Below are 24,337 nucleotides of genomic sequence, written 5' to 3' on the forward strand. Positions count from 1 at the left end.
TGCCAAGTAGTAAAATCAGTGATTTTTACAGTAGCTAGACCATAAGCTATAGGCTTTTTCGAAGGCCTGCTCTAAATCATTAGATTCGGCAAACAGCGTTGCTGCCATTGTAGATACTATGGTGTTTGCCATCATGTTGAGGTTCGATTCATCAGTACCAAACAGACATTGGTTTGGTAGAGGGATGTCTGTCAGCATTCGTTCAGTCCAGTAGTGAGACTCAACACCGTTTGGCGTACTTACCCAAACCGTTTGACTCACCTTTGGATTGTACTCCGACTCGCCAGACTGACCTTTAAAAGAAACAACTGCGTGACTGGTTAAGCCAATTTCACTCTCCACTTCGGCATGAAGTTGCTGAAAGCCAGGATGAAAGCTACCACGTAGGCCAAGTTTCGCGCCGCCCGGGTTTAACGCACGAACAACCGTGTTGATCGGAGTACGCAATCCATAGCGATTTTTCCAGCCAATCATGGTTTCCGCTTGTCGCGCAAAATGCTTAAGTGGTAGGTAAGCAATGCCATGAGTTTCAAGTAGACTCTTCGCATGCTCCGGTGAGTCAGCGATTTGTACGTCGAACTGCTCTAAATAATCTTCCGCATGCAATCGCCCTGCAGGTCTATCATGATAGCCGTGAAGCAGCACTTTATAGCCATGTTGCGATAGGATTTTCGCGGCTAACAGATGCCAAGGCTGGCCTGCGCTGCTGCGTTTGCCCGCATAGCATGGCCAGTCTATATCTGCGCCTAAACTCGGTACGCGAGACTGAAACGCTTTTACGAAACCTGCAATCTCTTGCTGAGTTTCGTTTTGCACTCGAATCAACATTAGTAGCATCGCCATTTGATCGTCACCACATTGACCATCAAGATACTCATCCATGATTTTGTACGCCTGTTCAAACGTTAGCGGTTTACGCCCACGCTCACCTCGACCTACAGTGCGAATACATTCTAAAATTGTGCTCATACTTCCTCTTGAGAAACAACATGTTCTACTGTCGACATTAGTTCGTCTCTCAGTTTGACCACTTCTCCCAATATAATCAATGCCGGACTCACTCCCTTCAACTCATGCGTTTTGGAAGTTAGCTCTCTTAAACAGGAAACATGCACCTTTTGCTGTCGGCTACAACCATGGGTAACAATCGCGAGTGGGAAATCGCCATCTAAGCCATTGCTAATCAACCCTCGCTGAATCTCGTCGGCTTTCTCTAATCCCATGTAGAACACCAGTGTTTGACCTGCACCGACAAGCTGAGACCAAGCAGGTAGTGCTCCGGTTACCACTTGTCCGGTCACAAAGGTAACGCTTCGAGCCACTTTACGATGGGTTAATGGAATATACGAAGATGCGGCACAACCAATGGCTGCGGTAATTCCAGGGATGACTTGATAGTCAATATTGTTTTTAGCGAGTAACAAGCCCTCTTCACCACCGCGACCAAAGATAAACGGGTCACCGCCTTTAAGCCGAACCACTTGCTTACCAAGCTTGGCATAATCAACCAATATTTGGCTGATCTCTTCCTGCTTTAGGCTTGGCTGACCGCAGCGTTTACCTACGTAAATGAGTTTGCACTGAGTTGACGCGAATTCAAGGATCTCTTGGTTCACTAAACGGTCATAGACAATCACATCTGCGTTCTGAATCGCTTTCATCGCTTTGACTGTTAGCAACTCCGGGTCGTTGGGCCCTGCACCGATTAGCAACACCTTGCCTGTAGCGCCCTGTCTACTTTGCTCGCTACCAGTACCGTCTATGGTGTGCTCAACATAGTCGTGAGCGACAAAACCTGCACCGCGCAAACCGAGTTGTGAACCTTCTTTGTAAAGTAAATCCATTTTCATGCTCTGCTCCTACTTCGTCACAACAATCGTTTGGTGGTACTCAGCAACTAACTGCTCAACTTGAGGTAAGCAAGAGCCACAATTAGTGCCACACTTAAGCTTGTTTTTCAGTTGGTTGACGCTAGTGCACTCGCCACTCTCTAGTTCACGCACGATCTGTTTATCGTTGACGCGGAAACAGCTACAAATCAACTCGGTTGCTTCTTCCTGAGCCGCGATGGAAAGTAGCGCGGTAAAGGTTAGTGGTTTACCAATCAGTCCTGCCAGTTCTGTCGCATCAGCCGCAATGGGTTGATTGGAAGCAATCAAGAGCGAACGAATCACTTTACTATCACCTAACTCGTCATAACCAACGGTTAACCAACCTAGCTCAAGTTCGAGGATCACTTCACGTTGATGTGGTGTCGACCCTAGATTGGAAACATAAGCTCTATCCGCAGGCAAGCTGTCAGCGAAACGCCAAATCCCGACACGTTCTTCCGCTTGGAAAGATTGATACAGGAAGTCTCGGTCTACAAACTTCTCACCAACATAAAGGCCGTAGGTTTTGACCGCTACAGGCTCAATCGCAATTTTCTGCGACTTAAATGCAGGCTGGCCTGAGTGCGGGTCAGCATAACGGCTTAGCACAGCATTAACCTGACTAGCAAGGCCATATTCTCCGGCCCAGTGCATCGACATAAACAGCTGTCGATTACCTAGACCATCATCAATGGCTGCTTTTGCATAAATACGACTGTCGCTATTATCGCTCACCAATGAGATGAGCTGACCTTCTTTAACGTCGATATAAGCTGCAGAACGGCTATTGATATAGACGGTTGGTTCCGGCTCAGTCGCGGCCAAATGCGTGATATAACCCGTGCGGGTCATGGTGTGCCACTGATCGCGCTGACGACCAGAATTGAGCCACCATGAAGAGTCTTTCTCGCTAATAGGCATTGCAGGAACAACAAAGCGAGCTTTTCCATCAGCAAAGCTGTAGCCACCTGACTCGTAAGGGCGAGTTCCGCCCCACTGTACTGGCTGCCACGCTTGATACTCTTCGTTGCTGATCTGTGCGTATTCAGAGATATCAAACAGGAGTGGACTCTGTTTATTGATACCGCTCATGGCCGCGAATTCTCTAAACACATCCGCTTCAGACTCAAAGCCAAATGCGTTTGGCTTACACTGTAAATTACATAGCTTTTCACCCACTTCACAGATTGCTAGCCAGTCAGGTTTAGACTGCCCTTTAGGTGGTGTGAATTGACGCTGACGAGTGAGCATCCGCTCCGAGTTGGTCACCATACCTTGTTTTTCACCCCACCCCGCAGCGGGTAATAACAAAGTGGCATATTTTGCGATATCAGAGTTTCCAATCACATCAGAGACAATCACCATTGGGCACTTTTCTAGTGCGCGTTTTACGAAGGTATTGTCTGGCATTGAAACCACTGGGTTGGTCGCCATGATCCAAATAACTTTTATCTCACCGCGGTCAACCGCTTCAAACATCTCGATAGCTTTTAGTCCCGGCTTTGATGCAAGATTATCGGTTTGCCAAAATTCGCTGACAAGCTTAATAGACTCATCATCAAAACCACGATGTATCGCTAACTGATTAGCCAAGCCACCCACTTCTCGACCGCCCATGGCATTCGGTTGACCGGTAATTGAAAACGGCCCTGCCCCTTTAACACCAATTTTTGCCGTAGCTAGGTGGGCATTAATGATCGCGTTGGCTTTGTCAGAACCCGATTGAGACTGATTTACTCCTTGGCAGAACAAGGTAATGGTCTTTTTAGTGTTAGCGAACCAGCGATAGAAGGTTTTGAGTTGTTCTTGGCTAAGATCGAGTTGCTCGCTAAGTTCATTAATGCTGAAAGCGTTTGACGCTACCGAGTCTAATAGCTCAGTAAAGCCTGATGTGTGCTGCTCGATATACTCTTGGTCTATATTCGCGGTATCAACACAGTAGCGAAGTAAGCCATTAAACAACGCAATATCACCGTCATTCGGTAGCGCTAAATGCAGATCAGATTGCTGCGCAGTGACTGTCTCTCTTGGATCAATCACAACAAGTCTCAGTTCAGGGTTACGCTCTCTAGCTTGCTGAACTCGTCTAAATAGAACAGGGTGAGTCCATGCGGTATTCGCACCACAGATAACGATAAGTTCAGCCTCATCAATATCTGCATAGTTGACCGGAACAACATCTTCACCAAATGCGCGATTGTGAGCCACAACCGCCGACGACATACAGAGTCGCGAGTTGGTATCTATGTTCGCGCTACCAACTGTCGCTTTCATAAACTTGTTCGCAGCGTAATAATCTTCGGTTAGCAGTTGACCAGAGACATACATGGCCGTCGAATCCGGGCCACTCTCTACAATCGCCTCATGGTAGGCATTGGCAATAATATCTGTCGCTTGGTCCCAACTGATCTCTTCTCCATTGAGCTTTGGATACAGCAGTCGAGATGGCATATCTAGGCTTTGCGCTAACGCTGAGCCCTTGACACACAGAGCGCCAGAGTTGGCAGGGTGCTGCTTATCACCCTGAATTCCTAACTGATTTACTTCAACACCGCAGCCTACTCCACAATATGGGCAAGCTGTCTTTGTACATTCCCTTGTCATCACTTACTCCTTGAAAAAAAGCCTCCTTCACTGCTCGAGTGAAGGAGGCTTCATTGCCTGTGACGTTGTTATATATTTTGTGCCCGTTTCAGCCGAGCTAAACTAGATAAGCAAATTAGATGCCAAGTCGTTAAGGCTTGATATTCAAGGAGTTAGATTTAACTTAACAAATATTAATGCACCAAACCTGTGCACTACGCACCGCATAGGCCATGGTATAGAGCTATGATAGTCATCAGGAAGGAATTCAAAGACAAAAAAACCAGCACTTGGCTGGCTTGCTACTTTAAGAAGTAGTGGAGGCGCGTCCCGGAGTCGAACCGAGGTCCACGGATTTGCAATCCGCTGCATAGCCACTCTGCCAACGCGCCTTTGATTTTGCACTCTCTCGAGTAATTTAAGATGGTGCCCCGGGCCGGACTTGAACCGGCACAGCGCGAACGCCGAGGGATTTTAAATCCCTTGTGTCTACCAATTCCACCACCAGGGCACACAAATCGCTTTGTGATGCCGTTTAGAACAATAAACACCATCTAAAATATGATAAAGAATGGAGGCGCCTCCCGGAGTCGAACCGAGGTCCACGGATTTGCAATCCGCTGCATAGCCACTCTGCCAAGGCGCCCTTTTCTTTCAACGCTTTAGGTTACCCACCGTTGCGTTCGCTGCATACTTTACGGATTGAGCACTGAGAGTCAAACAAAAATCTCATATTTTTGTTTGTTTGCCGACAATTACATCAAATAGCTGTTTGTTTGATCTAATCAGGCGATTTTTAAACACTTCCGATCGCTCCGCCCTGCAATAATTCTCGCTGGGCTTTAGGTAGTTTACTCACCACAAGCTCATAAGAACGCTCGCAAAGATCGTGAATCAAGCCGTCTTCAACATCACCAGGATAATAAACGGTCACCCAGTGGCGCTTATTGGTGTGGTAACCCGGTGTGATATCCGCAAACTGATCGGTGAGTACTTCTCCATCTTCAGGTTTGACCTTTACAGTCACGTACTCTCGCCCTTCTCTTTGCGCCAAAATGGCGAACATCTTACCTTTGACCTTAAATACCAACGCATCTGGACCAAATGGGAAGCTCGACTCCGCGCACATAAAGGTATCAAGGTATTTTTCTAGTTCGTTGTTCGTCATTGTTCGCTCTCCAGAAAGTCGAAATCGATACGCTTATTTTGCTATTAATGCCTCACCGTTAAAGTGAACGCCATCCCAGCCTGACTGAATAAAGTTACGAATATTAGCGTGGTCTTCGCCTTGTGGGTTTTCCAGCACATCTTGTCGATAAAAACGCCCAAAACATGCCAGCGTACTTGCCTTATCCAATCCATTCAGTTTGCCGAAAGCAAAAATCTTACACGAACCGTTGTTTTGCCCTGCATCATTGCGGGTACTCCCGTTAGTAAACGAGGTTGGAACGAAATCGTAGTAAGCGTCGATCACCGCGATCGTTTGTTCAAATTCAACTTGCTCAGGCTGCTGGTTTAGTTTTTTAATAAAGGCATTCAATTCCATTTGGACTCTCTCCATAGATATTATAAAGAGGTCAGTCTATGCGATTGATTACCAGATAAAAAGCGCTAATTTATCGTCAGAGAATAGGTAGGTTAACCCTACTCTATAAAGAAAGGATTCAAGATGAGCCGAGGCTACTTTGCTGAACTAGGCTCATGCAAAGTAGCCGTGGTTACAAGTGGATCAATATTTGAACTGGGTAACATCCTGATTGAGCTCTTCAGCTTGGGAAGAGAGCCCTTGCAACACATCGTCCACATCGTTCACCTGAATTGACACTGCTGAAGATGCATCCGCTATGGATGTGATACTGCCGCTAATCTCATCCGTTACAGCGCGTTGCTCTTCGGTTGCGGCGGCGATTTGAACGTTCATCTCATTAAGTTCAATCAACATCGTGACGATTTGCTCCAACATATCAGTGTTCTCATCACACGTCGCGACGCCTTTCGATACCGTGATGTTTGCATTCTCAATACTCTTCGAAACCTCATTGGTTTCGCGTTGCAGTGACTCAATCTTTTCTCGGATTTCTTCTGTCGATGACTGAGTACGCCCCGCCAATGAACGGACTTCGTCAGCTACTACAGCAAAACCGCGCCCTTGCTCACCAGCTCTAGCCGCCTCAATCGCTGCATTGAGTGCCAGCAAGTTCGTTTGCTCGGCAATGCCTTGAATCACATCGAGCACCTCTGCGATTGAGTTGGTCTCATTATGTAAGCGCCCGATCGCTTCAACCGCAGTTTGCATTTGCTGATTCAACTGAGAGATTTCCACGCCCAAACTTCGACCAATATTCACGCCTTGGCTGCCTGCGTCATTGGCGTTTTTGACAAACTCTGCTGCTCGGGTTGCAAACTGCGCCACCTCAGCAATTGAAGCGCTCATCTCATTCACAGCCGTAGCCACCGACTCGGTTCGATGATTTTGGTCATCGACAGCTGCACGGGTACTGTTCATGTTGCCCGCCATGCTGTTGGTATTGCTGTTTAAGTCATCAGTCGCTTGTGCAAATTTGCCAATGATTTGCTGTAGGTGTTTGAATAACCCGTTCAAACTTAGAGCGAGCTCAGTCATCTCATCTTTACCCGCCACTTCGAGTCGCTGGGTAAGATCATTATTTTCGCTAATTTGTTGAATACGCTCGCTCGCCAACTTGATAGGCCAAGCGATACTTCTACCTAAGAAGTAAGAGATGACAATTGCAATAAGCACAATGACCACAATGCTGCTCAAGACGGTAAAGATCATTGCATTGATTAAGCTATCTACATCTTTTAGCGCCTCGTGTTTATCAATCTCTGTAACGATCCCCCAGCTCAATCCCGCCGCATTGACTGGCGCGTAAGCTGACAAAACGTCCTCACCACGGTAATCAACTACAACGTCCGAACCACTTTGCCCACGCAACGCCGATTTTGAGGTAGATGTGGTCACAGGCTGGCGCCCAATCGCAGATCCTTTGCCCTTGATTTGCTCAATAATGGTGTTTGATACCCCTGAATTCAGCATCGTTTTATAGTAATTATCGGCATCTTCCATGAGAAATCTCGATTCGCTTCTCAAAAGCCCATCAGGGCCAACAAGATAACTTTCACCACTTTCCCCCAAACCCGCATTAACCCAGTTGCCGTTGAAAGTCATGATGTTGTTGATTTCGTCCACTGGCATCTGGAATATCAGCACACCTAAGGTTGTTGACCCCTGTTTGATGGGTGAAGAGATAAAAGAAGCCGCAGCTTGATAAGAAGGATAGTAAGGCGCGAAGTCTTCAAGATGGAACTGGCCATCGCTCATTGAAAGTGCCTGACTAAAGGCTTTTGCAATCCCGCTGCCCGCATAAGGGCCGGTCAATAGGTTGGTGGCGTAATCCAGCTCTTTAAACACTGAATAAACGACGTCCCCGTTTGGGTTAACGAGAAAGATATCGTAATAGCCAAACTGCTCTAGAAACCCTTTGATACTTGGGTGATATTTTGCGTGAACCTCATCGTAACGAGTACCCAAACTGTCAGCCATCAATTGATGCTTATCACCAAGTGGGTTTGGATTGGTACCTATGTATCTTGCTTGCAACGCCTTGCCCAGTGGAGAAATCATCGACAGTTTTTGCATTTCATTGGCAGAACGGCCGCTGTTTGACGCTCGGTACGTCGCACCAAACTGGCTCTGATAGTAACGTTCTAATGCAGAGTGATCGCGCTGTGTCACTGACTCCGTCGGATATTGAGCAAACGCTTGAGAAAACTCGGTAATGGCGTCTTGTACACCCACCGAGTGTGCTGTTGTGATCAATTGACCACGAATCTGTTCGAAATAGAGTTCAATCTCATTTTTCTTTATTTCACGAACAGAGATTAACTGCTCAGTGGCGCGATTATATAGCGCGTCTTCTGATAACACCGAGGAGCGCCAACCTACTATTACGCCTGTGGCAACAACCGCCAACGTACATAATATGGTTGATGCCGTTACTATTTTGGTGGCAATTTTCATAACAATGACCTCTCGCGGAAAGTCCATATCCGCTTATCGAATTAGAGGAAACTGCCATCTGACGTCACATATATTTATGCATCTAGTGATATAATTGTAAGCAAGGTTTGGGAACTTTACGAAAAATTAGAAAAATAATGTCTGTCAACGTATCCGTGTGCACTGGTAGCTGGACAGACTAAAATGAAATTCCACCGTCTATCTCAATGGTTCGCGCATTGACATAATCATTTTCAAGAATAAATTGAACCGTGCTGGCGATTTCATTGGCCAAGCCCAAGCGGCGAAGTGGTATGGCCTGCTCCAATCTTTGTTTGGCTTCGGGTTTCATTTGGCGTGTCATTTCCGTTTCTATCACGCCTGGGGCAATGGCAACTGAGCGTATGCCGTACCTTGCTAACTCTTTGCCCCAAGTTGCCGCAAGTGTCGCTACCGCAGCTTTGGACGCCGCGTAATTGGTTTGGCCAATGTTGCCTGCCCTTGCAACACTCGAGATATTAATGATGACGCCCGGTCGTTGTAACTTGACCATCTGACATGCCGCCTCTCTACCGCACAAAAAAGTCCCAGTCAGATTAACGTTAATCACTGAGTTGAACTGTTCCAACGACATTTTGCTGACTACGCCATCTTTCACTTTGACAAGTAAGCCGTCACGTAGGATCCCTGCATTATTGATGAGCCCGTCTAACTGGCCAAAATCGTCCAAGATGTCATTAAAAACGCGTTCAACTTCTTCTTCCGATGTGACATCCACGCAATAACACAGCGCTTTCACGCCCAACATATTGCATTGTTGCTTGGTCTCTTCCAGAGAAGACTCATCCCTATCAAGTAGGGCTAACTCCGCGCCGGCGTGAGCCAAAGTGATTGCCATCATCTGGCCCAATCCTCTACCTGCCCCTGTTATCGCAATGACACTCTGCTTTAAGTTCATCGTCTCCCTCACTTATTTTTGCTTTGGTAAAACTCAAACAAGCTAGAAAAGTCTTTTTCCGCGTTGCCATTAGCATTGTGAAAAGCGAATAGGTTTCGAGCGAGCGATCCCATTGGCACCGAGGTTTGGCTTTTTGCCGCCGTATCAAGCCCTAAGCCCAAATCTTTGAGCATCAGTTTGGTCATGAATCCGGGTTGGTAACCGTTGCTGGCTGGTGCTGTATCCATCACATCCGGACATGGGTTATAAAGCTCAAGTGCCCAATTTCGCCCCGAACTTTGCAGCATAATTTGTGATAAAACGTTTGGATCCAAACCGTTTTCAATGCCTAGGTTTAACGCCTCACAGGTCCCCGACATTAATATACCCAGCATCAGGTTGTTACAGATTTTTCCCATCTGACCATCGCCTGCCTTGCCAGCATGGAAAATGTTTTTGCCCATGTGTTTTAGCACTTGCTCTGCTTTATCAAACGCTTTATCGCTGCCACCAACGATAAAGGTCAGTGACCCCGCAGCTGCCCCCGCAACGCCTCCAGAGACCGGCGCATCGACAAACTCAAGCCCTTTGCTCTGTGCGTGGGAAGCAACCAAACGGGCAGAGTCTGGGTCGATGGTTGAGGAATCGATTAACAGAGTATTTGGCGCCACGACATCAATGAGTCCTTTATTACCTTGGTGGTCATCGAGATAGACCGCGCGAACATGCTCCCCCGCAGGTAACATGGTTACCACGGCGTTTGCACCGCTTAGTGCTTCTTCGATTGAGTTTGCCGCGACAGCGCCTTGTGACGCCACTTGCTCTACGGATTGCTCTACCAAGTCAAATACTTGCACCCTGCACCCTGCTTTCACTAAGTTCAGTGCCATGGGTGCGCCCATATTGCCAAGTCCGATAAACGCGATGGTTGTCATAACAGTGTCCTTTTGTTTTGGTAGTCAACTGACTAGTAGTGCCCTAACTGTGCAAGAGGGTGTGACTCTGGCGTCCACAGGGAGGTAAACATTTCATCAATGAGCTTATCTTCGACAGCAGCAAGGCTTTTATACTTCCAGTTTGGAGAACTATCCTTATCGACCAATCGTGCTCTCACGCCCTCTTGAAACTCGCCCACTAGGCAGCAACACACTGACAACGTCAGCTCTAAGCGAAAACAATCTGCCAATGAAAGGTCATGGCAAGCGGTCAATTGACGGTAACAAATATGGGCACTGATCGGGCTGCCCGTGGCGAGATTTGATTTCGCGCGCGCTAACCACTGGCTTTCACCCTCTATCGCGTCAATGGCATCAACCACTTGAAGTAAGCTGTCCTGTTGGCAGGCTTGTTGAATATGCGGGTAAAAGGGAAGTAGCTGAGGTTTAGGTGATTCGTGATGCGCCTCTTGAGCAAATGTTTCCAACAACTCAGTCACGACTTCATAGGCATCGTCCACGCATTCCCAGTCAGCAACTTGAAGTTGTTCGATCAAGCTGGCTTTATGTTCCGGAAGCGCCATAAAGTCTGCCAAATGGACGTCAACGGCGTCAGTCGCATTGAGCATGGAACCGGTGAGTCCAAGGAACAGACCTATCCCGTCATCCAGCCGATTCAAGAACCATGTTCCACCGACATCAGGGTATAAGCCAATGCTGATTTCAGGCATTGCGAGCTTCGAATTGGGCGTGACGACTTTATGGCTTGAGCCCATAAACAGCCCCATGCCTCCACCCATCACAATTCCGCTTCCCCATGCGATGATCGGTTTGCAGTAGGTGTGAATTAGGTAGTCACATCGATACTCGATGGTAAAGAAATCACCACACACTCGACGAATCTCATCATTGGTGTTGTCACGCATTACTTCATGCATCGATTTTACATCGCCGCCCGCGCAAAAAGCCTTTTCTCCGGCACCTTCAAGCACGACACAAATGATGTCATCGTCTTCTTGCCATAACGCTAATTGAGTCGTTAACAAGGTGAGCATGTTGGCGCTTAACGCGTTTAATGAAGGGGTGTTGTCGAGCGTGGCAACGGCGATTTTGTGTTGACTGTCACTGCAAGGCAGTAGATTAAAATGGACAGTATCGGTCATATTGCCCCCTTATTGGTTTTTCCATTCAGGTGCACGCTTTTCAAGAAATGCGTTCACCCCTTCTTGTTGATCATCCGTATCGAAAAGAGCCATAAACAGCTCCCTCTCTTTTGCTAAACCGTAGTCTCGCGTTTGGAACCGTGTGGTCTGGATCAGCGTTTTACATGCAGCCACCGATGAAGGTGATTGATTGGCGACTTGTTTTGCAAGTTCAATGGCTTGATTTAGCGCATCGCCTTTTGCAACCACTTGTTCAACCAGCCCAATTTTTTCCGCCATTTGCGCATCGATCTGTTCGCCGCAGAGAATCATCCGCTTAGCCCAACCTTCACCCACTAAAGCCGTGAGATTCTGCGTCCCTCCAGCGCACGGCAGCAAGCCCACTTTCGCCTCAGGCAACGCGAGCTTGGCTTGCGTTTCTGCGATGCGTATGTCGCAAGCCAACGCCACTTCTAACCCGCCTCCCATGGCGTAACCGTTGATAGCCGCTAGCGACACGCCGCGAAATTGAGATAGGGTTTCGAATGCTTCCCCAAAGGCTTTTGCCATCTTAAACGCGACGGCTTTATCTCCTGATGCAAACAGGTTAAGGTCAGCGCCCGCAGAGAAGAATTTTTCGCCTTGCCCCACTAGTACTAGCGCATAGACATCGCGATCGGCATTTAAACTCTCCACCAATTGCTTTAGTTGCATCAGGCTTTGCTCTGTCCACGTATTGGCGGGCGGATTGTTCATCGTGATCACGGCAATATGGTCAGACACTGTGTGTTCGATTGCGTTGGTCATAGTGGTTGTCCTTTACAGTAGCTGCGCGCCTTGCGCTAACAATCGTCTTGAAATGATCAAACGCATGATCTCATTGGTACCTTCAAGTATTTGATGCACCCTAACATCGCGAAAATAGCGCTCCATTGGGTATTCTTGAGTGTAGCCATAGCCACCAAAAAGCTGCAGCGCTTGGTCGCACACTTTAAAACCAATGTCGGTGGCGTAGCGTTTTGCCATGGCGCAGTAGGCCGTCGCGTCTGAGGAGTTTTGATCGAGCTTGCACGCAGCCAAACGCACTAATTGTCTCGCAGCCACCAATTCTGTCGCCATGTCAGCCAGTCGAAATTGAATAGATTGAAAATCAGCAATCCGTTTACCGAACTGCTTGCGTTCTTGAATGTACTGAGTCGCCTGATTCAGTGCTTGCTGGGCAGTCCCTATGGAACAGGTCGCGATGTTAATCCGCCCCCCGTCCAATCCTTTCATGGCAAAGGTGAACCCTTCGCCTTCTGCGCCAAGTCGATGATCGTCAGGAATGACCACACCATCAAAGGTGACTGAGCGTGTTGGCTGGCTGTTCCACCCCATTTTCGGCTCTTTTCGTCCGTAGCTTATCCCTTCGGCACTTGCGGGAACCACAAATGCCGAAACGCCCTTTGCCCCGTCGTCGCTGGTCCTTGCCATAACAACCAGTACATCGGTATCACCCGCACCCGAGATAAATGCTTTGGCCCCGTTCAATATATAACCTTCACCTTGCTTGATGGCACTGGTTGTCAAAGAGGCGGCATCGGAGCCTGCGTTTGGCTCGGTTAAGCAGTAAGACCCTAACCACTCGCCAGTGACCAGTTTGTCACAATAGCGCTGTTTGACGGCATCGGTTGCAAAACTTGCCACCATCCAACTGACCATATTGTGGATGGTCATGTAGGCGGTGGTCGACGTGCAGCCCATCGCAAGCTGCTCGAATACGATAGAGGCATCTAAACGGCTCAAGCCCAAACCGCCTTGCTCTTCTGGCGTGTACAGGCTTAAAAAACCCAGCTCGCCCGCTTCGCTCAGAACCTCTTTAGGAAAGATTTGCTCACTATCCCATTTGGCGGCATTTGGCACTAAACGTTGCTCGGCAAATTGTGCCGCGGTATCGGCAAACGCTCGTTGTTCTTCATTCAGTTCAAAGTCCATCTGCCGCTCCTATTTCAATTGAATGGTTAAGTTGGGGCCAGTGGGAATGTCGTCATCGAACCAACGCGCGGTCACCGTTTTGGTTTCGGTAAAAAATCGCACGGCTTGCTTGCCATAAGCGTGCAAATCGCCATAGAAACTGCCTCGCCAGCCCGTGAATGAAAAGAAGGGTAACGGCACGGGAATCGGGACATTGATGCCCACCTGCCCAACTTGGATATCGTGTTGAAACTTACGCGTCGCGCCGCCGCTTGAAGTAAATATAGAGGTACCATTGCCATATGGGTTTCGATTGATGAGCGCAATGGCATCATCCAGTGAATCCACTTCAAGACACACCAAAACAGGGCCAAAAATTTCTTGCTGGTAGATGGACATATCAGTCGTCACACCACTAAACAGCGTCGGCCCCACCCAATTTCCGTCAGGCAAGCCGCTTACCGCGCAATCACTACCATCCAACTCACAAATGGCACCTTGCGCTTTGCCTTCATCAATCAGTCGTATCACTCGCTCTTTGGCCGCTTTGCTGATCAAAGGCCCGTAAGCAGCGGATTCATCATCCCATGCCCCTGGTTTCATCTTCGCCATTTCGTCTTTGAGATCAGCAATCCATTGCTTGGATTCACCCACAAACACCGCGACGGAAATCGCCATGCACCGTTGCCCCGCCGCGCCAACCGACGCCCCAACTAAATTGCTGACCACTTGATTCTTGTTAGCATCGGGCATGATCACCATATGATTTTTCGCACCGGCAAAAGCTTGGACTCGTTTATTGTGCAGGGTTCCGGTGTGATAGATGTATTCCGCAACCGAGACCGACCCGACAAAAGATACGGTTCGGATATCTGGATGGGCTAGAAGGGTGTCCACTTGATGTTTGTCACCATGGACGATTTGCAACACGCCTTTCGGTGCGCCCGCTTGCTCAAAAAGCTCAGCTAAACGGATTGACGTCAATGGCACTTGCTCTGAAGGTTTGAGGACAAAGGTATTGCCAGCAGCAATGGCCAACGGAAACATCCACAATGGGATCATTGCAGGAAAGTTAAACGGTGTAATGCCACAGCAGACGCCGAGCGGCTGAATTAACGAGTAGCTATCAATGTCGGTGGCAACATTTTCAACCGTTTCTCCCATCATATTGCTGGCGATATTTGCGGCTTGCTCGACCACTTCGATGCCGCGCCACACATCCCCTTTTGCATCCAGAAGGATTTTCCCCGTTTCTTGAGACAATAACTCAGCCAAATCGTCGTGGTGCTCTTTAAGTAAATGTTGGTAGCGGAGCATGACTCTGGCTCGCTCAGAAACCGCCACCTCTTTCCACTGATGAAAAGCATGGCTTGCACTCTCGATCGCGCGCGCTATTTCTGCGTCCGTCGCCTTTGGTAACTTGGCGATCACGGCATTGGTTGCGGGGTTAGTCACATCAATCCATTCATTGGATTGCGACTGACAGAACTTACCATCGATATAAAGCGGAACTGACTGTGTCATAGTGGTATCCTTTTCACTCAAGTGGAATTTCTATTGCCATAGCAGTGGCTTCACCTCCGCCGATACACAGAGAAGCAATACCTCGCACCACGTTTTTATTTTCCGTATCCCCATCCGTCCCTATCGCCTGTAGTTGTCTTAAGCTGTGGATCAAGGTGACGAGAATTCTGGCTCCACTGGCACCAATGGGATGTCCAAGTGCACAGGCGCCCCCTTTGATGTTGACTTTATCGGGATCAAGACCAAGCTGTTTGACCGCGATTTGGGTAACCACCGCAAATGCTTCGTTGATCTCCCATAGGTCAACCTCATCGACACTCCAATCAAGCATCGATAACAAGGTTTCGATGGCAAACACCGGCGCTAACGTGAACTCTTCAGGGGCTCTGGCATGTGTTGAATGACCTTTGATGACGGCGAGTGGCTTAAGTTTTTGCTGCTTTGCCAGTGTTGGCGACATTAAGATCAAAGCAGCGGCGCCATCGGAAATCGCACTCGAGTTCGCGGCTGTCACCGTACCTTGTTTGTCGAAAGCAGGTTTTAGTTTGGGGATTTTGGCAGGGTCAACGCGGTGAGGTTGTTCATCACGCTCAAGCTTTTCACCAGAGCTCAATGTGACCGGACAAAGCTCGTCAACAAATAAACCTTGTTCATCTGCGCTTCGAGCTCGGTGAATCGAGTTAGTTGCCCACGCATCCATCTCTTCGCGGGTAAACTTGAACTTGTCGGCAACCTGTTGTCCATAGACGCCCATTAACTCGCCTTGATAGGCATCTTGCAGGCCATCTAAAAACATATGGTCGAACGTTGTTTTGTGCCCCATTCTCGCACCACCACGCTGATCTTTTAGCAAATAAGGCGCGTTAGTCATGCTTTCCATTCCACCCGCGACCGCACATTGGATCGAGCCTAGTTTGATAAGATCGTTTGCCAACATCGCGGCCTTCATGCCTGAGCCACATACTTTATTTACGGTCGTTGATGGTGTTGATTCACTTAAACCAGCCCCAAGCGCTGCTTGTCTTGCGGGCGCTTGGCCACAACCAGCTTGCAACACACAGCCCATAAAGACTTCGTCGATTAGGTCACTTGCAATGCCAGCAGCTTCAACTGCGCTCTCTATCGCCATGGCGCCAAGCTGAGGAGAGGAAAATCTTGATAAGGCTCCTTGAAAGCACCCCATCGGTGTCCGCTTCGCCGCAACAATCCAGATATCGCTATCTCCCATTGTGTCCCCCACTCCATGGAATTTCTTGACGTTTACGTAAGCATAGCACTAACATTTACGTAAACGTAAAGAAACGCATTTTTTACAATCTATTCTTAGGCAGTTGGAGAATAAAGACAGGTGGAAAGATTTAAGATTAGTGAGCTGGCAAAAGAGTTTGGTATTACCACTCGAAGCATTCGCTTTTATGAGGATGTGGGGCTTATAGAGCCCGAACGTAAAGGCACAATGCGACTCTACCAGCGTAGGGATAAAATCCGCCTAAAACTGATTCTTCGTGGTAAACGACTGGGCTTCTCTCTGGCCGAGATCAAAGAGCTATTTGCACTGTATGATACTCACCAAGAAGATACTCAGCTGACCAAAATGCTCAAGATTATTGATGAAAAGGAAGCTGTACTTAAGCGTCAACTTGAAGACATTACTGTAGTTCTTGAAGACTTAAACGCAGCTCGTCAACGATGTGAAGAAGCCCTAAGTCAAAGCTAGCACCCTTCAGTAACTTAGCGCTTCTTTTTGCATTTTTAGGTGCAACTGGGAGGCGCTATGTTATCTCCATACCACCCGCTCAATTTTGGACTGGGCGAAACCATCGACATGTTACGTGACCATGTTGGCGCATTTGCCGACCAACATATCGCGCCCATCGCGGATCAAATAGACAAAGACAATCAGTTCCCCAATCATTTGTGGCCGCTGCTCGGTGACATGGGGCTGCTTGGCATCACCACGTCCGAGTCATTTGGCGGCGCTGGCATGGGCTACTTGGCTCATGTGGTTGCAATGGAAGAGATCAGCCGTGCTTCCGCCTCAGTTGCATTAAGCTATGGGGCTCATTCCAACCTTTGCGTGAACCAAATTTTTCGCAACGGCACCCAAGAACAAAAAGCCGAATACCTACCCAAACTCATTGATGGTTCCGCGATTGGCGCATTGGCGATGAGCGAGCCAAACGCCGGTTCCGACGTGGTCAGTATGCAGCTTAAAGCGACGTTAAGTGGAGACCATTACCGCCTCAACGGCAACAAAATGTGGATCACCAATGGCCCCGATGCCGACGTAATCATCGTTTATGCCAAAACCGATTCATCCGCTGGCTCACACGGCATCACCGCTTTTATCGTCGAGCGAGCGTTCTCAGGTTTTAGTCATGCGCAGAAACTCGACAAGCTCGGTATGCGAGGTTCAAACACCTGCGAACTTGTATTCAACGATTGCGTTGTTCCGGTTGAAAATGTCCTTGGTGAAGTCAACAAAGGCGTTCAGGTGCTGATGAGCGGATTAGATTACGAACGTGTCGTCCTAGCGGGCGGACCTTTGGGCATCATGCAAGCGTGCTTAGATTTAGTGATCCCTTACGTACATGAGCGCAAGCAGTTTGGCAAAGCCATTGGCGAGTTCCAACTGGTGCAAGCCAAAGTCGCCGATATGTACACCCGAACTAACGCCGCAAGAAGTTACGTGTACACCGTTGCTGCCGCCTGCGATAGGGGAGAAGCGACACGTAAAGATGCCGCTGGTGTGATTTTGTATAGCGCAGAGCTGGCCACCCAACTCGCCTTAGACGCAATACAACTGCTTGGCGGCAATGGCTACATCAATGAGTTTCCCGCTGGACGTTTATTACGTGACGCCAAGCTGTATGAAATTGGCGCGGGTACGTCTGAGATAAGACGCATGCTCATTGGCCGCGAACTGTTTGAAGAATCACGCTAAGGGAATTCAATGACGGTAATCACAAGCAAAATTAAAACTGACGCACCGCTCTATGTAAAAAACCATCAAGCGATGATCGCACTCGTCGATGCGCTCAAAAGTAACATCGAGCTCATCAAACAAGGTGGCGGTACCAAGGCAATTGAAAGGCAACGTTCAAAGGGGAAACATCCTGTCCGAGAACGTATTGCCATGCTTTTAGATGACCACAGTGATTTTCTCGAAGTCGGACTTTTCGCTGCTTGGCAAGTGTATGAAGAGCCAATACCGTGCGCAGGCGCGGTGGCTGGCATAGGAAAAGTGAATGGCGTGGAGTGCATGATTATCGCCAACGATCCTTCCGTCAAAGGAGGAACCTATTACCCGCTGACCGTTAAAAAGCACCTTCGCGCCCAAGAGATCGCCCAGCGATGTCACCTACCCTGCGTTTACTTGGTGGATTCCGGTGGTGCCAATCTGCCTCACCAAGCGGATGTCTTTGCGGATAAACAGCACTTTGGGCGCATCTTTTACAACCAAGCGCGCATGTCGGCATTGGGTATCCCGCAGATATCGGTCGTGCTCGGTCTTTGTACTGCTGGTGGCGCCTACATTCCGGCAATGGCCGATGTGTCGATCATCGTCAAACAGCAAGGGACCATCTTTCTCGCTGGCCCCCCTTTAGTGAAAGCTGCCACTGGAGAGGTGGTCACCGACGAAGAACTTGGCGGCGCAGATGTGCACTGCCGAAAATCGGGCGTTGCGGATTACTACGCCGAAAATGAGCAACATGCAATGAGTCTCGCGCGCCAAGCCATTGCCAATTGCCACCTAACGCCGGCCGACTACAATCACACACCATCGGTTGCACCGCGTTATCCAGCCGAAGAACTGTACGGCATTGTGAACGCCGATTTGCGCCTCACGTTTGATATTCGTGAAGTGATTGCGAGGATCATCGATGATTCCGATTTTGACGAGTTCAAAGCGCTATTTGGACCCACCCTTGTGTGCGGATTTGCCCGAATTGACGGCCAATTGGTTGGAATTGTTGCCAACAACGGCATCTTGTTTTCAGAATCGGCGCAAAAAGGGGCGCACTTTATTGAGCTCTGCGCCAAACGCAAAATTCCTTTGCTGTTTTTACAAAATGTGACCGGTTTTATGGTTGGTAAAAAGGTCGAAGAAGGTGGTATCGCCAAACACGGAGCCAAGTTAGTAATGGCCGTGGCTTGCGCCGATGTGCCCAAGTTTACTGTCATCGTAGGCGGCTCGTACGGAGCTGGAAACTATGGCATGTGTGGTCGCGCTTACGAACCCACCATGATGTGGATGTGGCCCAATGCACGAATTTCTGTGATGGGTGGAGAGCAAGCGGCAGGCGTGCTGACTCAAGTCAAACGCGAGGCCATCGCAAGGCAAAATGGGGACTGGTCACCAGATGCCGAATCCGAGTTCAGACAGAAGATCATCAATCAATACGAATCCGAAGGCTCGCCTTATTACGCAAGTGCTAGACTTTGGGATGACGGCATCATCGATCCAAAAGAGACTCGGAACGTGCTGTCCCGCGCGTTAAAAATCGCCCTTAATGCGCCGATTCCAGATAGCGAGTTTGGGATTTTCAGGATGTAATACAAAGGAACGGTACAATGGACATTACGCTGAGTAGCGATTTACAGTATGAGATTGATCAAAACGGCGTCGCAACGCTGAGCCTTAACCGCCTTGATAAACACAATGCGTTTGGTGATCAATTGATTCACGAGTTAATTCTTGCCCTTGATTATCTCGCCAATCATCCTGATGTGCGCTGTTTGCTGCTTAAAGGGAATGGCGAACACTTCTCCGCGGGTGCGGATTTAAACTGGATGAAACAAATGGCGGAGCAATCGCATGAGGCCAACGTCGAAGATGCACAAACGCTCGCCAAGTTAATGTCCATATTGGATCAGTTTCCCCACCCTACCATCGTCTACGTTCATGGCTGGGCGTTTGGCGGTGCTTTAGGTCTTATCTGTTGTAGCGACATAGCCATTGCTGACCATCACGCTCGATTTTGCTTGAGTGAAGTTAAGTTGGGATTAGTCCCCGCAACGATTGCGCCTTATGTGATTCGAAGTATTGGCGTTAGACAAGCTAGGCGATACATGCTGACAGCAGAAACCATCGACGCCAAAACCGCGCAAGAACTGCACATCGTTCACCACCTGACAAACAAAGACGATGCACAAGCCTGTATTGATCGCTTCATCGCGCAGATTTTACGTAATAGCCCAGCTGCATTACGTCACGCCAAAGAGCTTATTGAACACTGTGACAACAAAATCATCGACCGCGAACTGGTTCGCTATACCAGCGATATGATTGCCAATGTGCGCGTTTCACGACAAGGGCAAGAAGGACTCGCCGCTTTTATCGAAAAACGCCCGCCCATTTGGCCAGATGAGGAGTAACCCAATGGCTCACCTGTCACTGCCTAAGCGTGTGAAAATTGTTGAGGTGGGCCCGAGGGACGGCTTACAAAATGAAGCGAGCATCGCTACTCACGCGAAAGTGGCGCTCATCAACCAACTTTCAAGTAGCGGACTCACTCACATCGAAGTGGGATCGTTTGTCTCTCCGAAGTGGGTGCCGCAAATGGCCGATTCTGATGAGGTCTTTAAACAGATCACACGCAACCCTGACGTCATCTACGCGGCACTTACGCCCAATATCACCGGCTTTGATGCCGCGATGAAAGCTCAAGCGGACCAAGTCGCGGTGTTTGCTTCCTGCTCGGAGTCCTTCAGCCAAAAAAACATCAATTGTTCGATTCAAGAAAGCTTAGACCGATTTAAACCAGTTATCGAAAAAGCATCGCAACAAGGTATTGCTGTGCGCGGTTACCTTTCCTGCATTATTGACTGTCCTTATGAAGGCAAAATTCAACCAGAACAAGTCGCAGATGTCGCCCAACAACTTATTTCATTGGGCTGCTACGAAGTCTCGCTGGGTGACACGATAGGCACAGGCACACCACTAAAAGTCGCTCAAATGCTGGATGCCGTGATGCGCCGAGTTGATCAATCAAGGCTCGCCGTTCATTTTCACAATACCTGGGGCCAAGCCTTGGCGAACATCTATCAAGCATTGCAAATGGGGGTGAATGTTATCGATTCGAGCGTGGCTGGGCTTGGCGGATGCCCCTATGCAAAAGGCGCGTCAGGCAACGTAGCCACAGAAGATGTGCTTTATCTGTGTGAAGGGCTGGGCATTGATACCGGTGTAGACCTTCGCAAAGTGGCGCTAAGTGGTTGGCGAGTCACACAATATCTAAACCGCTCACCTAACTCGAATGTTGCATTAGCATTACAAGATCACATCAAACGATGATTCTGTGTTGAGGCTCTAAGAATCACCCCTAGCGATTAAAAAGTTCGTGATATAACCCGTTCAAAAGTGTTAACTAAGTCTGAGTATTTGGCACGAACATCACACTATAATCGTTTCTTGCTTTATACAACTATAAAAAACCTTCGTCACCCTTGGGCTTAAAATACACCTCATGAATATATTGGTCTGCGACGACTCTAAGATCGCACGCAAAGCTATCATCAGCAAAATCGGGCAAACCGCTAAGACCGTCATTCTTCAAGCGGAAAATGGTAAAGAAGCCTTAGAGCAGCTTGTAGAAACTGACATCGATGTCCTATTTCTTGACCTCACCATGCCAGTAATGGATGGCTTTGAAGTGCTCGCGTCGCTCCCTGTAAGCCGTTACCCGACAAAAGTGATCGTCGTGTCTGGTGACATTCAGAGCGAAGCCAAACAACGATGCCGCGCAATGGGCGCCCTCGATTTTATCGAAAAACCCTTTAGTACCTCTGACCTTACTCAACTATTTTCAAAATACGGTATCCCACTTCAGGCGTTTAATATGGCAACGCCGGAGTGCATTCACCAATCTGTCGATTTGATGGGCAGTATCCGCGAGATGAGTAATATCGCATTAGGGACCAGTGCTTCCTTGATTGCAGAACAAGTTGGCCAGTTCATTGAAATGCCGCTGCCAAACGTCGCGTCTTTGCATCAGTCAGAGCTGAAAATGACCGTCCAAGACATTGTCAATAACTCTGAGTATCGCGCGGTATCTCAGCGTTTTGTGGGCAATGGCATCAATGGCGAAGCGCTCGTCTGCTTGCACGGGCGTGGGCTAGATAACCTCGGGGGTGAAGACAGCAACGGCACCAACGAAGTCATTCTCGATATCTCCAACCTACTGGTTTCTTCTTTCTTAGTGTCGTTTAGCCGTCAACTCGATATCGCCATCTCTTTACGCCAACCTATCGTACTTGAAAAAGAGCTGCTTCAAGTGTCATTGACCTGTAATCAGTTTCTTGCGGGGTACGATGAAGATATTTTTACCATCGAGTTCGTCTATAAGGCGGAAAACCTCGACATTGCCTGCGATGTCATTTTCCTGATGGATAATGACTCCATTGACGCCATCGAACAGATTCTAAAGAGCGTGTTATGAAAGCAACCGAAATCAGTGACTTCCATTGGACAATGCAAATCATCGGCGATCTCGATGCTGGCCTTATCGTTGTAGATAAAGCGTACCGTGTTTACGCGTGGAACTCCTTCATGCAGTCCTACAGCGGTATTAGCGCCGACAAAATCATCGGCAAAGTTCTGTTTGATGTGATTGAAGGGCTACCGGAATCTTGGCTAAGAAAAAAAGTCGACGCCTCTTTTAAACTCAACAGCCGCGGCTTTTCCTGCTGGGAAGATCGCCCTTACCTCTTCAAGTTTAAAAACTTTAGCCCCATATCAAACGGGTTAAGGGAGATGCGTCAGAACATCACATTCTCACCGTTAACATCGGTCAATGGTGAGGTGTCACATGTGAGCTTAGTGATCAATGACGTCACCGATATCGCCAAAAACAAAATCCACCTGATGGACTCCAATCAAAAACTGTCCGATCTGAGCCGAACCGATGGTTTAACCCAACTGTTCAACCGCCGCTATTGGGAAACGTGTTTAATGAAGGAGTATGAGAGCTGCAAAATTTCAGGCGCGGTCTCCTCTCTAGTGATTTTCGACATTGATCATTTTAAGCGCGTTAACGACACCTATGGTCATACCGTCGGTGACCACGTGATTCGCCACACCGCGAATGAACTAAGAAAGGCATCACGCACATCCGATGTTTGTGGCCGGTATGGCGGCGAAGAGTTCACGGTGCTGCTTCCGGGGACATGCGCTAACCAAGCACTCTACTTTACTGAGCGTTTACGTAAGAAGATCGAGAGCTCGATCGTTGAATGTGAAGGCTACAACGTTAAGTACACCATCAGTTTGGGGATTTGTGAAATCTCACCTTATCAATCTAACCACTTGAACTGGCTAGAGCATGCAGACAAAGCGCTCTACTACTCCAAAGAAACTGGGCGAAACCGCTCAACCGTGTTTGATCTCGCGTTTATCAAATAGCAAAAGGGGCTGAAATTCAGCCCCTTTTTACATTACCTAAGATACGCTGACCTTTGGTCCAGTGCGCCATTTCTCCTTAGCTGGCTTGACAATCAAACCGATGCCGACAAGAAACATCCCACAAGCCAAAACTTGTGCGCTACTAAGTCGCTCTGCGTACATCAGATAGCCTGAAACAAGCGCAAACACCGGCACCAATAAAGTCAACGGGGCCGTGGTACTCAATGGATAGCGGATCAACAATCGATTCCAAACCCAGTAACCAAATAAAGTGGTCGGGTAAGCCTGAAAGAGCACTGCGACCGTCGTTTTCGTATCCCAAACACGAACAGCGTCAAACACAATATCCGCACCGTACAAACTGATAGCAAATAACACCAATGGGATCGGCGCAAATAGCATCCCCCATACATTGAACGCGAATGCCTGGGTGGTCTTTGACCCTTTGACTATCATCCCCATGACCGTCCAACTTCCCGCCGCAATTGCAATAAAGAGCAATCCTTGAACCGTGACATTACCATTGGTAGCAGAGACCAAAACAAGCAAGGCGACTAAGGCCGTCACTGCCCCCATGACTTTTCGTTTCGAAGCCGCTTCTTTATGAATAAACACGCCCACAGCCATACTGATCAGCGCATTGGATGATAGCAGTACCGATGACATCCCAGACGATAGCCCCGCGGTGATTGACCAAGATGCCATTCCCCAGATGCCAACGCCAAATACAACGCCATAACTCATTAGGTATCGCCACTTCACGCTGGGTCTGCGAATGAAGAATATGGCGGGAATCACTGCAAGTGTGAAACGTGCCGCCGTCGCCAATAACGGATGAACATCTGTAATCCCCATTTTGATCATTGAGAAGTTAAACCCCCAAATCGCCATTACAAAAATAGCCAACAATAAATCGTTTCTTGTCATAACTGCCCTCCCTTTCTGTTGAAAATTAGTATTGCTCGGG

Annotated in this window: 21 protein-coding genes and 3 tRNA genes; 7 read left to right on the plus strand and 17 right to left on the minus strand. The window is 48.4% G+C overall.

The window, feature by feature from the left end; translation table 11 throughout:
* Positions 1-15 precede the first annotated feature (15 nt).
* The 16 genes from ACUALS_RS18235 to ACUALS_RS18310 all read right to left on the minus strand — a co-directional run bounded on the left by ACUALS_RS18235 (position 16) and on the right by ACUALS_RS18310 (position 16,194).
* Entirely contained in the window at positions 16-969 is a 954-nt protein-coding gene (locus ACUALS_RS18235; RefSeq protein ID WP_454449313.1) for a glycosyl transferase family protein, read from the minus strand.
* Positions 966-1,850, minus strand: coding sequence for a uroporphyrinogen-III C-methyltransferase (gene cobA / locus ACUALS_RS18240; protein WP_454449314.1), 885 nt, complete (start codon positions 1,848-1,850; stop codon positions 966-968). Before cobA ends, ACUALS_RS18235 begins: the two co-directional genes overlap by 4 nt.
* Positions 1,851-1,859: 9 nt before the next feature.
* Positions 1,860-4,475 carry a nitrate reductase gene (locus ACUALS_RS18245; protein WP_454449315.1) on the minus strand — a complete coding sequence of 872 codons (2,616 nt, stop codon included), beginning with the start codon at positions 4,473-4,475 and terminating at the stop codon, positions 1,860-1,862.
* A 297-nt stretch (positions 4,476-4,772) separates the two neighbouring features.
* Positions 4,773-4,846 (minus strand) — tRNA-Cys (locus tag ACUALS_RS18250).
* A 32-nt stretch (positions 4,847-4,878) separates the two neighbouring features.
* Positions 4,879-4,965, minus strand: a tRNA-Leu gene (locus ACUALS_RS18255).
* Between the two features lie 61 nt (positions 4,966-5,026).
* Positions 5,027-5,100: transfer RNA gene (locus ACUALS_RS18260), tRNA-Cys, on the minus strand.
* A gap of 150 nt (positions 5,101-5,250) precedes the next feature.
* Positions 5,251-5,622, minus strand: a complete 372-nt coding sequence (locus ACUALS_RS18265; protein WP_454449316.1) for an MmcQ/YjbR family DNA-binding protein — start codon at positions 5,620-5,622, stop codon at positions 5,251-5,253.
* Positions 5,623-5,655: 33 nt separating this feature from the next.
* Positions 5,656-6,000, minus strand: coding sequence for a HopJ type III effector protein (locus ACUALS_RS18270; RefSeq protein WP_454449317.1), 345 nt, complete (start codon positions 5,998-6,000; stop codon positions 5,656-5,658).
* Between the two features lie 183 nt (positions 6,001-6,183).
* Positions 6,184-8,496, minus strand: coding sequence for a methyl-accepting chemotaxis protein (locus ACUALS_RS18275; RefSeq protein ID WP_454449318.1), 2,313 nt, complete (start codon positions 8,494-8,496; stop codon positions 6,184-6,186).
* Positions 8,497-8,674: 178 nt separating this feature from the next.
* A complete protein-coding gene (locus ACUALS_RS18280) occupies positions 8,675-9,433 on the minus strand; it encodes an SDR family oxidoreductase (protein ID WP_454449319.1) in 759 nt (252 codons plus the stop codon).
* Positions 9,434-9,441: 8 nt separating this feature from the next.
* Complete coding sequence (gene mmsB, locus ACUALS_RS18285; RefSeq protein ID WP_454449320.1) at positions 9,442-10,347, minus strand: 3-hydroxyisobutyrate dehydrogenase; 906 nt, start codon at positions 10,345-10,347, stop codon at positions 9,442-9,444.
* Positions 10,348-10,379: 32 nt separating this feature from the next.
* Positions 10,380-11,510, minus strand: coding sequence for an enoyl-CoA hydratase/isomerase family protein (locus ACUALS_RS18290; RefSeq protein WP_454449321.1), 1,131 nt, complete (start codon positions 11,508-11,510; stop codon positions 10,380-10,382).
* Between the two features lie 9 nt (positions 11,511-11,519).
* Complete coding sequence (locus tag ACUALS_RS18295) at positions 11,520-12,296, minus strand: enoyl-CoA hydratase (protein WP_454449322.1); 777 nt, start codon at positions 12,294-12,296, stop codon at positions 11,520-11,522.
* 12 nt (positions 12,297-12,308) lie between these two features.
* Positions 12,309-13,463 carry an acyl-CoA dehydrogenase family protein gene (locus tag ACUALS_RS18300; protein ID WP_454449323.1) on the minus strand — a complete coding sequence of 385 codons (1,155 nt, stop codon included), beginning with the start codon at positions 13,461-13,463 and terminating at the stop codon, positions 12,309-12,311.
* Positions 13,464-13,472: 9 nt separating this feature from the next.
* Positions 13,473-14,966: a CoA-acylating methylmalonate-semialdehyde dehydrogenase gene (locus ACUALS_RS18305; protein ID WP_454449324.1), complete on the minus strand. Its 1,494-nt coding sequence runs from the start codon at positions 14,964-14,966 to the stop codon at positions 13,473-13,475.
* A 13-nt stretch (positions 14,967-14,979) separates the two neighbouring features.
* A complete protein-coding gene (locus tag ACUALS_RS18310; protein WP_454449325.1) occupies positions 14,980-16,194 on the minus strand; it encodes a thiolase family protein in 1,215 nt (404 codons plus the stop codon).
* 120 nt (positions 16,195-16,314) lie between these two features.
* On the opposite strand from ACUALS_RS18310, the gene ACUALS_RS18315 reads away from it, so the two are divergent.
* The 7 genes from ACUALS_RS18315 (at position 16,315) to ACUALS_RS18345 (ending at position 23,370) form a co-directional block, all read left to right on the plus strand.
* A complete protein-coding gene (locus tag ACUALS_RS18315) occupies positions 16,315-16,683 on the plus strand; it encodes a MerR family transcriptional regulator (RefSeq protein WP_005471363.1) in 369 nt (122 codons plus the stop codon).
* 57 nt (positions 16,684-16,740) lie between these two features.
* Positions 16,741-17,910: an isovaleryl-CoA dehydrogenase gene (locus ACUALS_RS18320; protein WP_454449326.1), complete on the plus strand. Its 1,170-nt coding sequence runs from the start codon at positions 16,741-16,743 to the stop codon at positions 17,908-17,910.
* Between the two features lie 9 nt (positions 17,911-17,919).
* Positions 17,920-19,524 (plus strand): carboxyl transferase domain-containing protein, encoded by a 1,605-nt coding sequence (locus ACUALS_RS18325; protein WP_454449327.1) that lies wholly within the window; start codon positions 17,920-17,922, stop codon positions 19,522-19,524.
* A gap of 17 nt (positions 19,525-19,541) precedes the next feature.
* Complete coding sequence (locus tag ACUALS_RS18330; RefSeq protein WP_005471382.1) at positions 19,542-20,345, plus strand: enoyl-CoA hydratase-related protein; 804 nt, start codon at positions 19,542-19,544, stop codon at positions 20,343-20,345.
* Positions 20,346-20,358: 13 nt separating this feature from the next.
* Complete coding sequence (locus tag ACUALS_RS18335; RefSeq protein ID WP_454450047.1) at positions 20,359-21,264, plus strand: hydroxymethylglutaryl-CoA lyase; 906 nt, start codon at positions 20,359-20,361, stop codon at positions 21,262-21,264.
* Between the two features lie 172 nt (positions 21,265-21,436).
* On the plus strand, positions 21,437-22,408 hold the full coding sequence (locus tag ACUALS_RS18340; protein ID WP_039480329.1) for a response regulator: 972 nt from the start codon (positions 21,437-21,439) through the stop codon (positions 22,406-22,408).
* Entirely contained in the window at positions 22,405-23,370 is a 966-nt protein-coding gene (locus ACUALS_RS18345; RefSeq protein ID WP_038217391.1) for a sensor domain-containing diguanylate cyclase, read from the plus strand. Before ACUALS_RS18340 ends, ACUALS_RS18345 begins: the two co-directional genes overlap by 4 nt.
* Positions 23,371-23,406: 36 nt before the next feature.
* On the opposite strand, the gene ACUALS_RS18350 is transcribed toward ACUALS_RS18345, so the two are convergent.
* Positions 23,407-24,297, minus strand: a complete 891-nt coding sequence (locus ACUALS_RS18350) for an EamA family transporter (RefSeq protein ID WP_038137144.1) — start codon at positions 24,295-24,297, stop codon at positions 23,407-23,409.
* Positions 24,298-24,337 lie beyond the last annotated feature (40 nt).

Source organism: Vibrio sp. NH-7, from assembly GCF_053643215.1.

Bases quoted from the DNA above. Each gene is read 5' to 3' on its own strand.
- ACUALS_RS18235 (WP_454449313.1), bottom strand. From the start codon at position 969: ATGAGCACAATTTTAGAATGTATTCGCACTGTAGGTCGAGGTGAGCGT.
- cobA (WP_454449314.1), bottom strand. From the start codon at position 1,850: ATGAAAATGGATTTACTTTACAAAGAAGGTTCACAACTCGGTTTGCGC.
- ACUALS_RS18245 (WP_454449315.1), bottom strand. From the start codon at position 4,475: ATGACAAGGGAATGTACAAAGACAGCTTGCCCATATTGTGGAGTAGGC.
- ACUALS_RS18265 (WP_454449316.1), bottom strand. From the start codon at position 5,622: ATGACGAACAACGAACTAGAAAAATACCTTGATACCTTTATGTGCGCG.
- ACUALS_RS18270 (WP_454449317.1), bottom strand. From the start codon at position 6,000: ATGGAATTGAATGCCTTTATTAAAAAACTAAACCAGCAGCCTGAGCAA.
- ACUALS_RS18275 (WP_454449318.1), bottom strand. From the start codon at position 8,496: ATGAAAATTGCCACCAAAATAGTAACGGCATCAACCATATTATGTACG.
- ACUALS_RS18280 (WP_454449319.1), bottom strand. From the start codon at position 9,433: ATGAACTTAAAGCAGAGTGTCATTGCGATAACAGGGGCAGGTAGAGGA.
- mmsB (WP_454449320.1), bottom strand. From the start codon at position 10,347: ATGACAACCATCGCGTTTATCGGACTTGGCAATATGGGCGCACCCATG.
- ACUALS_RS18290 (WP_454449321.1), bottom strand. From the start codon at position 11,510: ATGACCGATACTGTCCATTTTAATCTACTGCCTTGCAGTGACAGTCAA.
- ACUALS_RS18295 (WP_454449322.1), bottom strand. From the start codon at position 12,296: ATGACCAACGCAATCGAACACACAGTGTCTGACCATATTGCCGTGATC.
- ACUALS_RS18300 (WP_454449323.1), bottom strand. From the start codon at position 13,463: ATGGACTTTGAACTGAATGAAGAACAACGAGCGTTTGCCGATACCGCG.
- ACUALS_RS18305 (WP_454449324.1), bottom strand. From the start codon at position 14,966: ATGACACAGTCAGTTCCGCTTTATATCGATGGTAAGTTCTGTCAGTCG.
- ACUALS_RS18310 (WP_454449325.1), bottom strand. From the start codon at position 16,194: ATGGGAGATAGCGATATCTGGATTGTTGCGGCGAAGCGGACACCGATG.
- ACUALS_RS18320 (WP_454449326.1), top strand. From the start codon at position 16,741: ATGTTATCTCCATACCACCCGCTCAATTTTGGACTGGGCGAAACCATC.
- ACUALS_RS18325 (WP_454449327.1), top strand. From the start codon at position 17,920: ATGACGGTAATCACAAGCAAAATTAAAACTGACGCACCGCTCTATGTA.
- ACUALS_RS18330 (WP_005471382.1), top strand. From the start codon at position 19,542: ATGGACATTACGCTGAGTAGCGATTTACAGTATGAGATTGATCAAAAC.
- ACUALS_RS18340 (WP_039480329.1), top strand. From the start codon at position 21,437: ATGAATATATTGGTCTGCGACGACTCTAAGATCGCACGCAAAGCTATC.
- ACUALS_RS18345 (WP_038217391.1), top strand. From the start codon at position 22,405: ATGAAAGCAACCGAAATCAGTGACTTCCATTGGACAATGCAAATCATC.
- ACUALS_RS18350 (WP_038137144.1), bottom strand. From the start codon at position 24,297: ATGACAAGAAACGATTTATTGTTGGCTATTTTTGTAATGGCGATTTGG.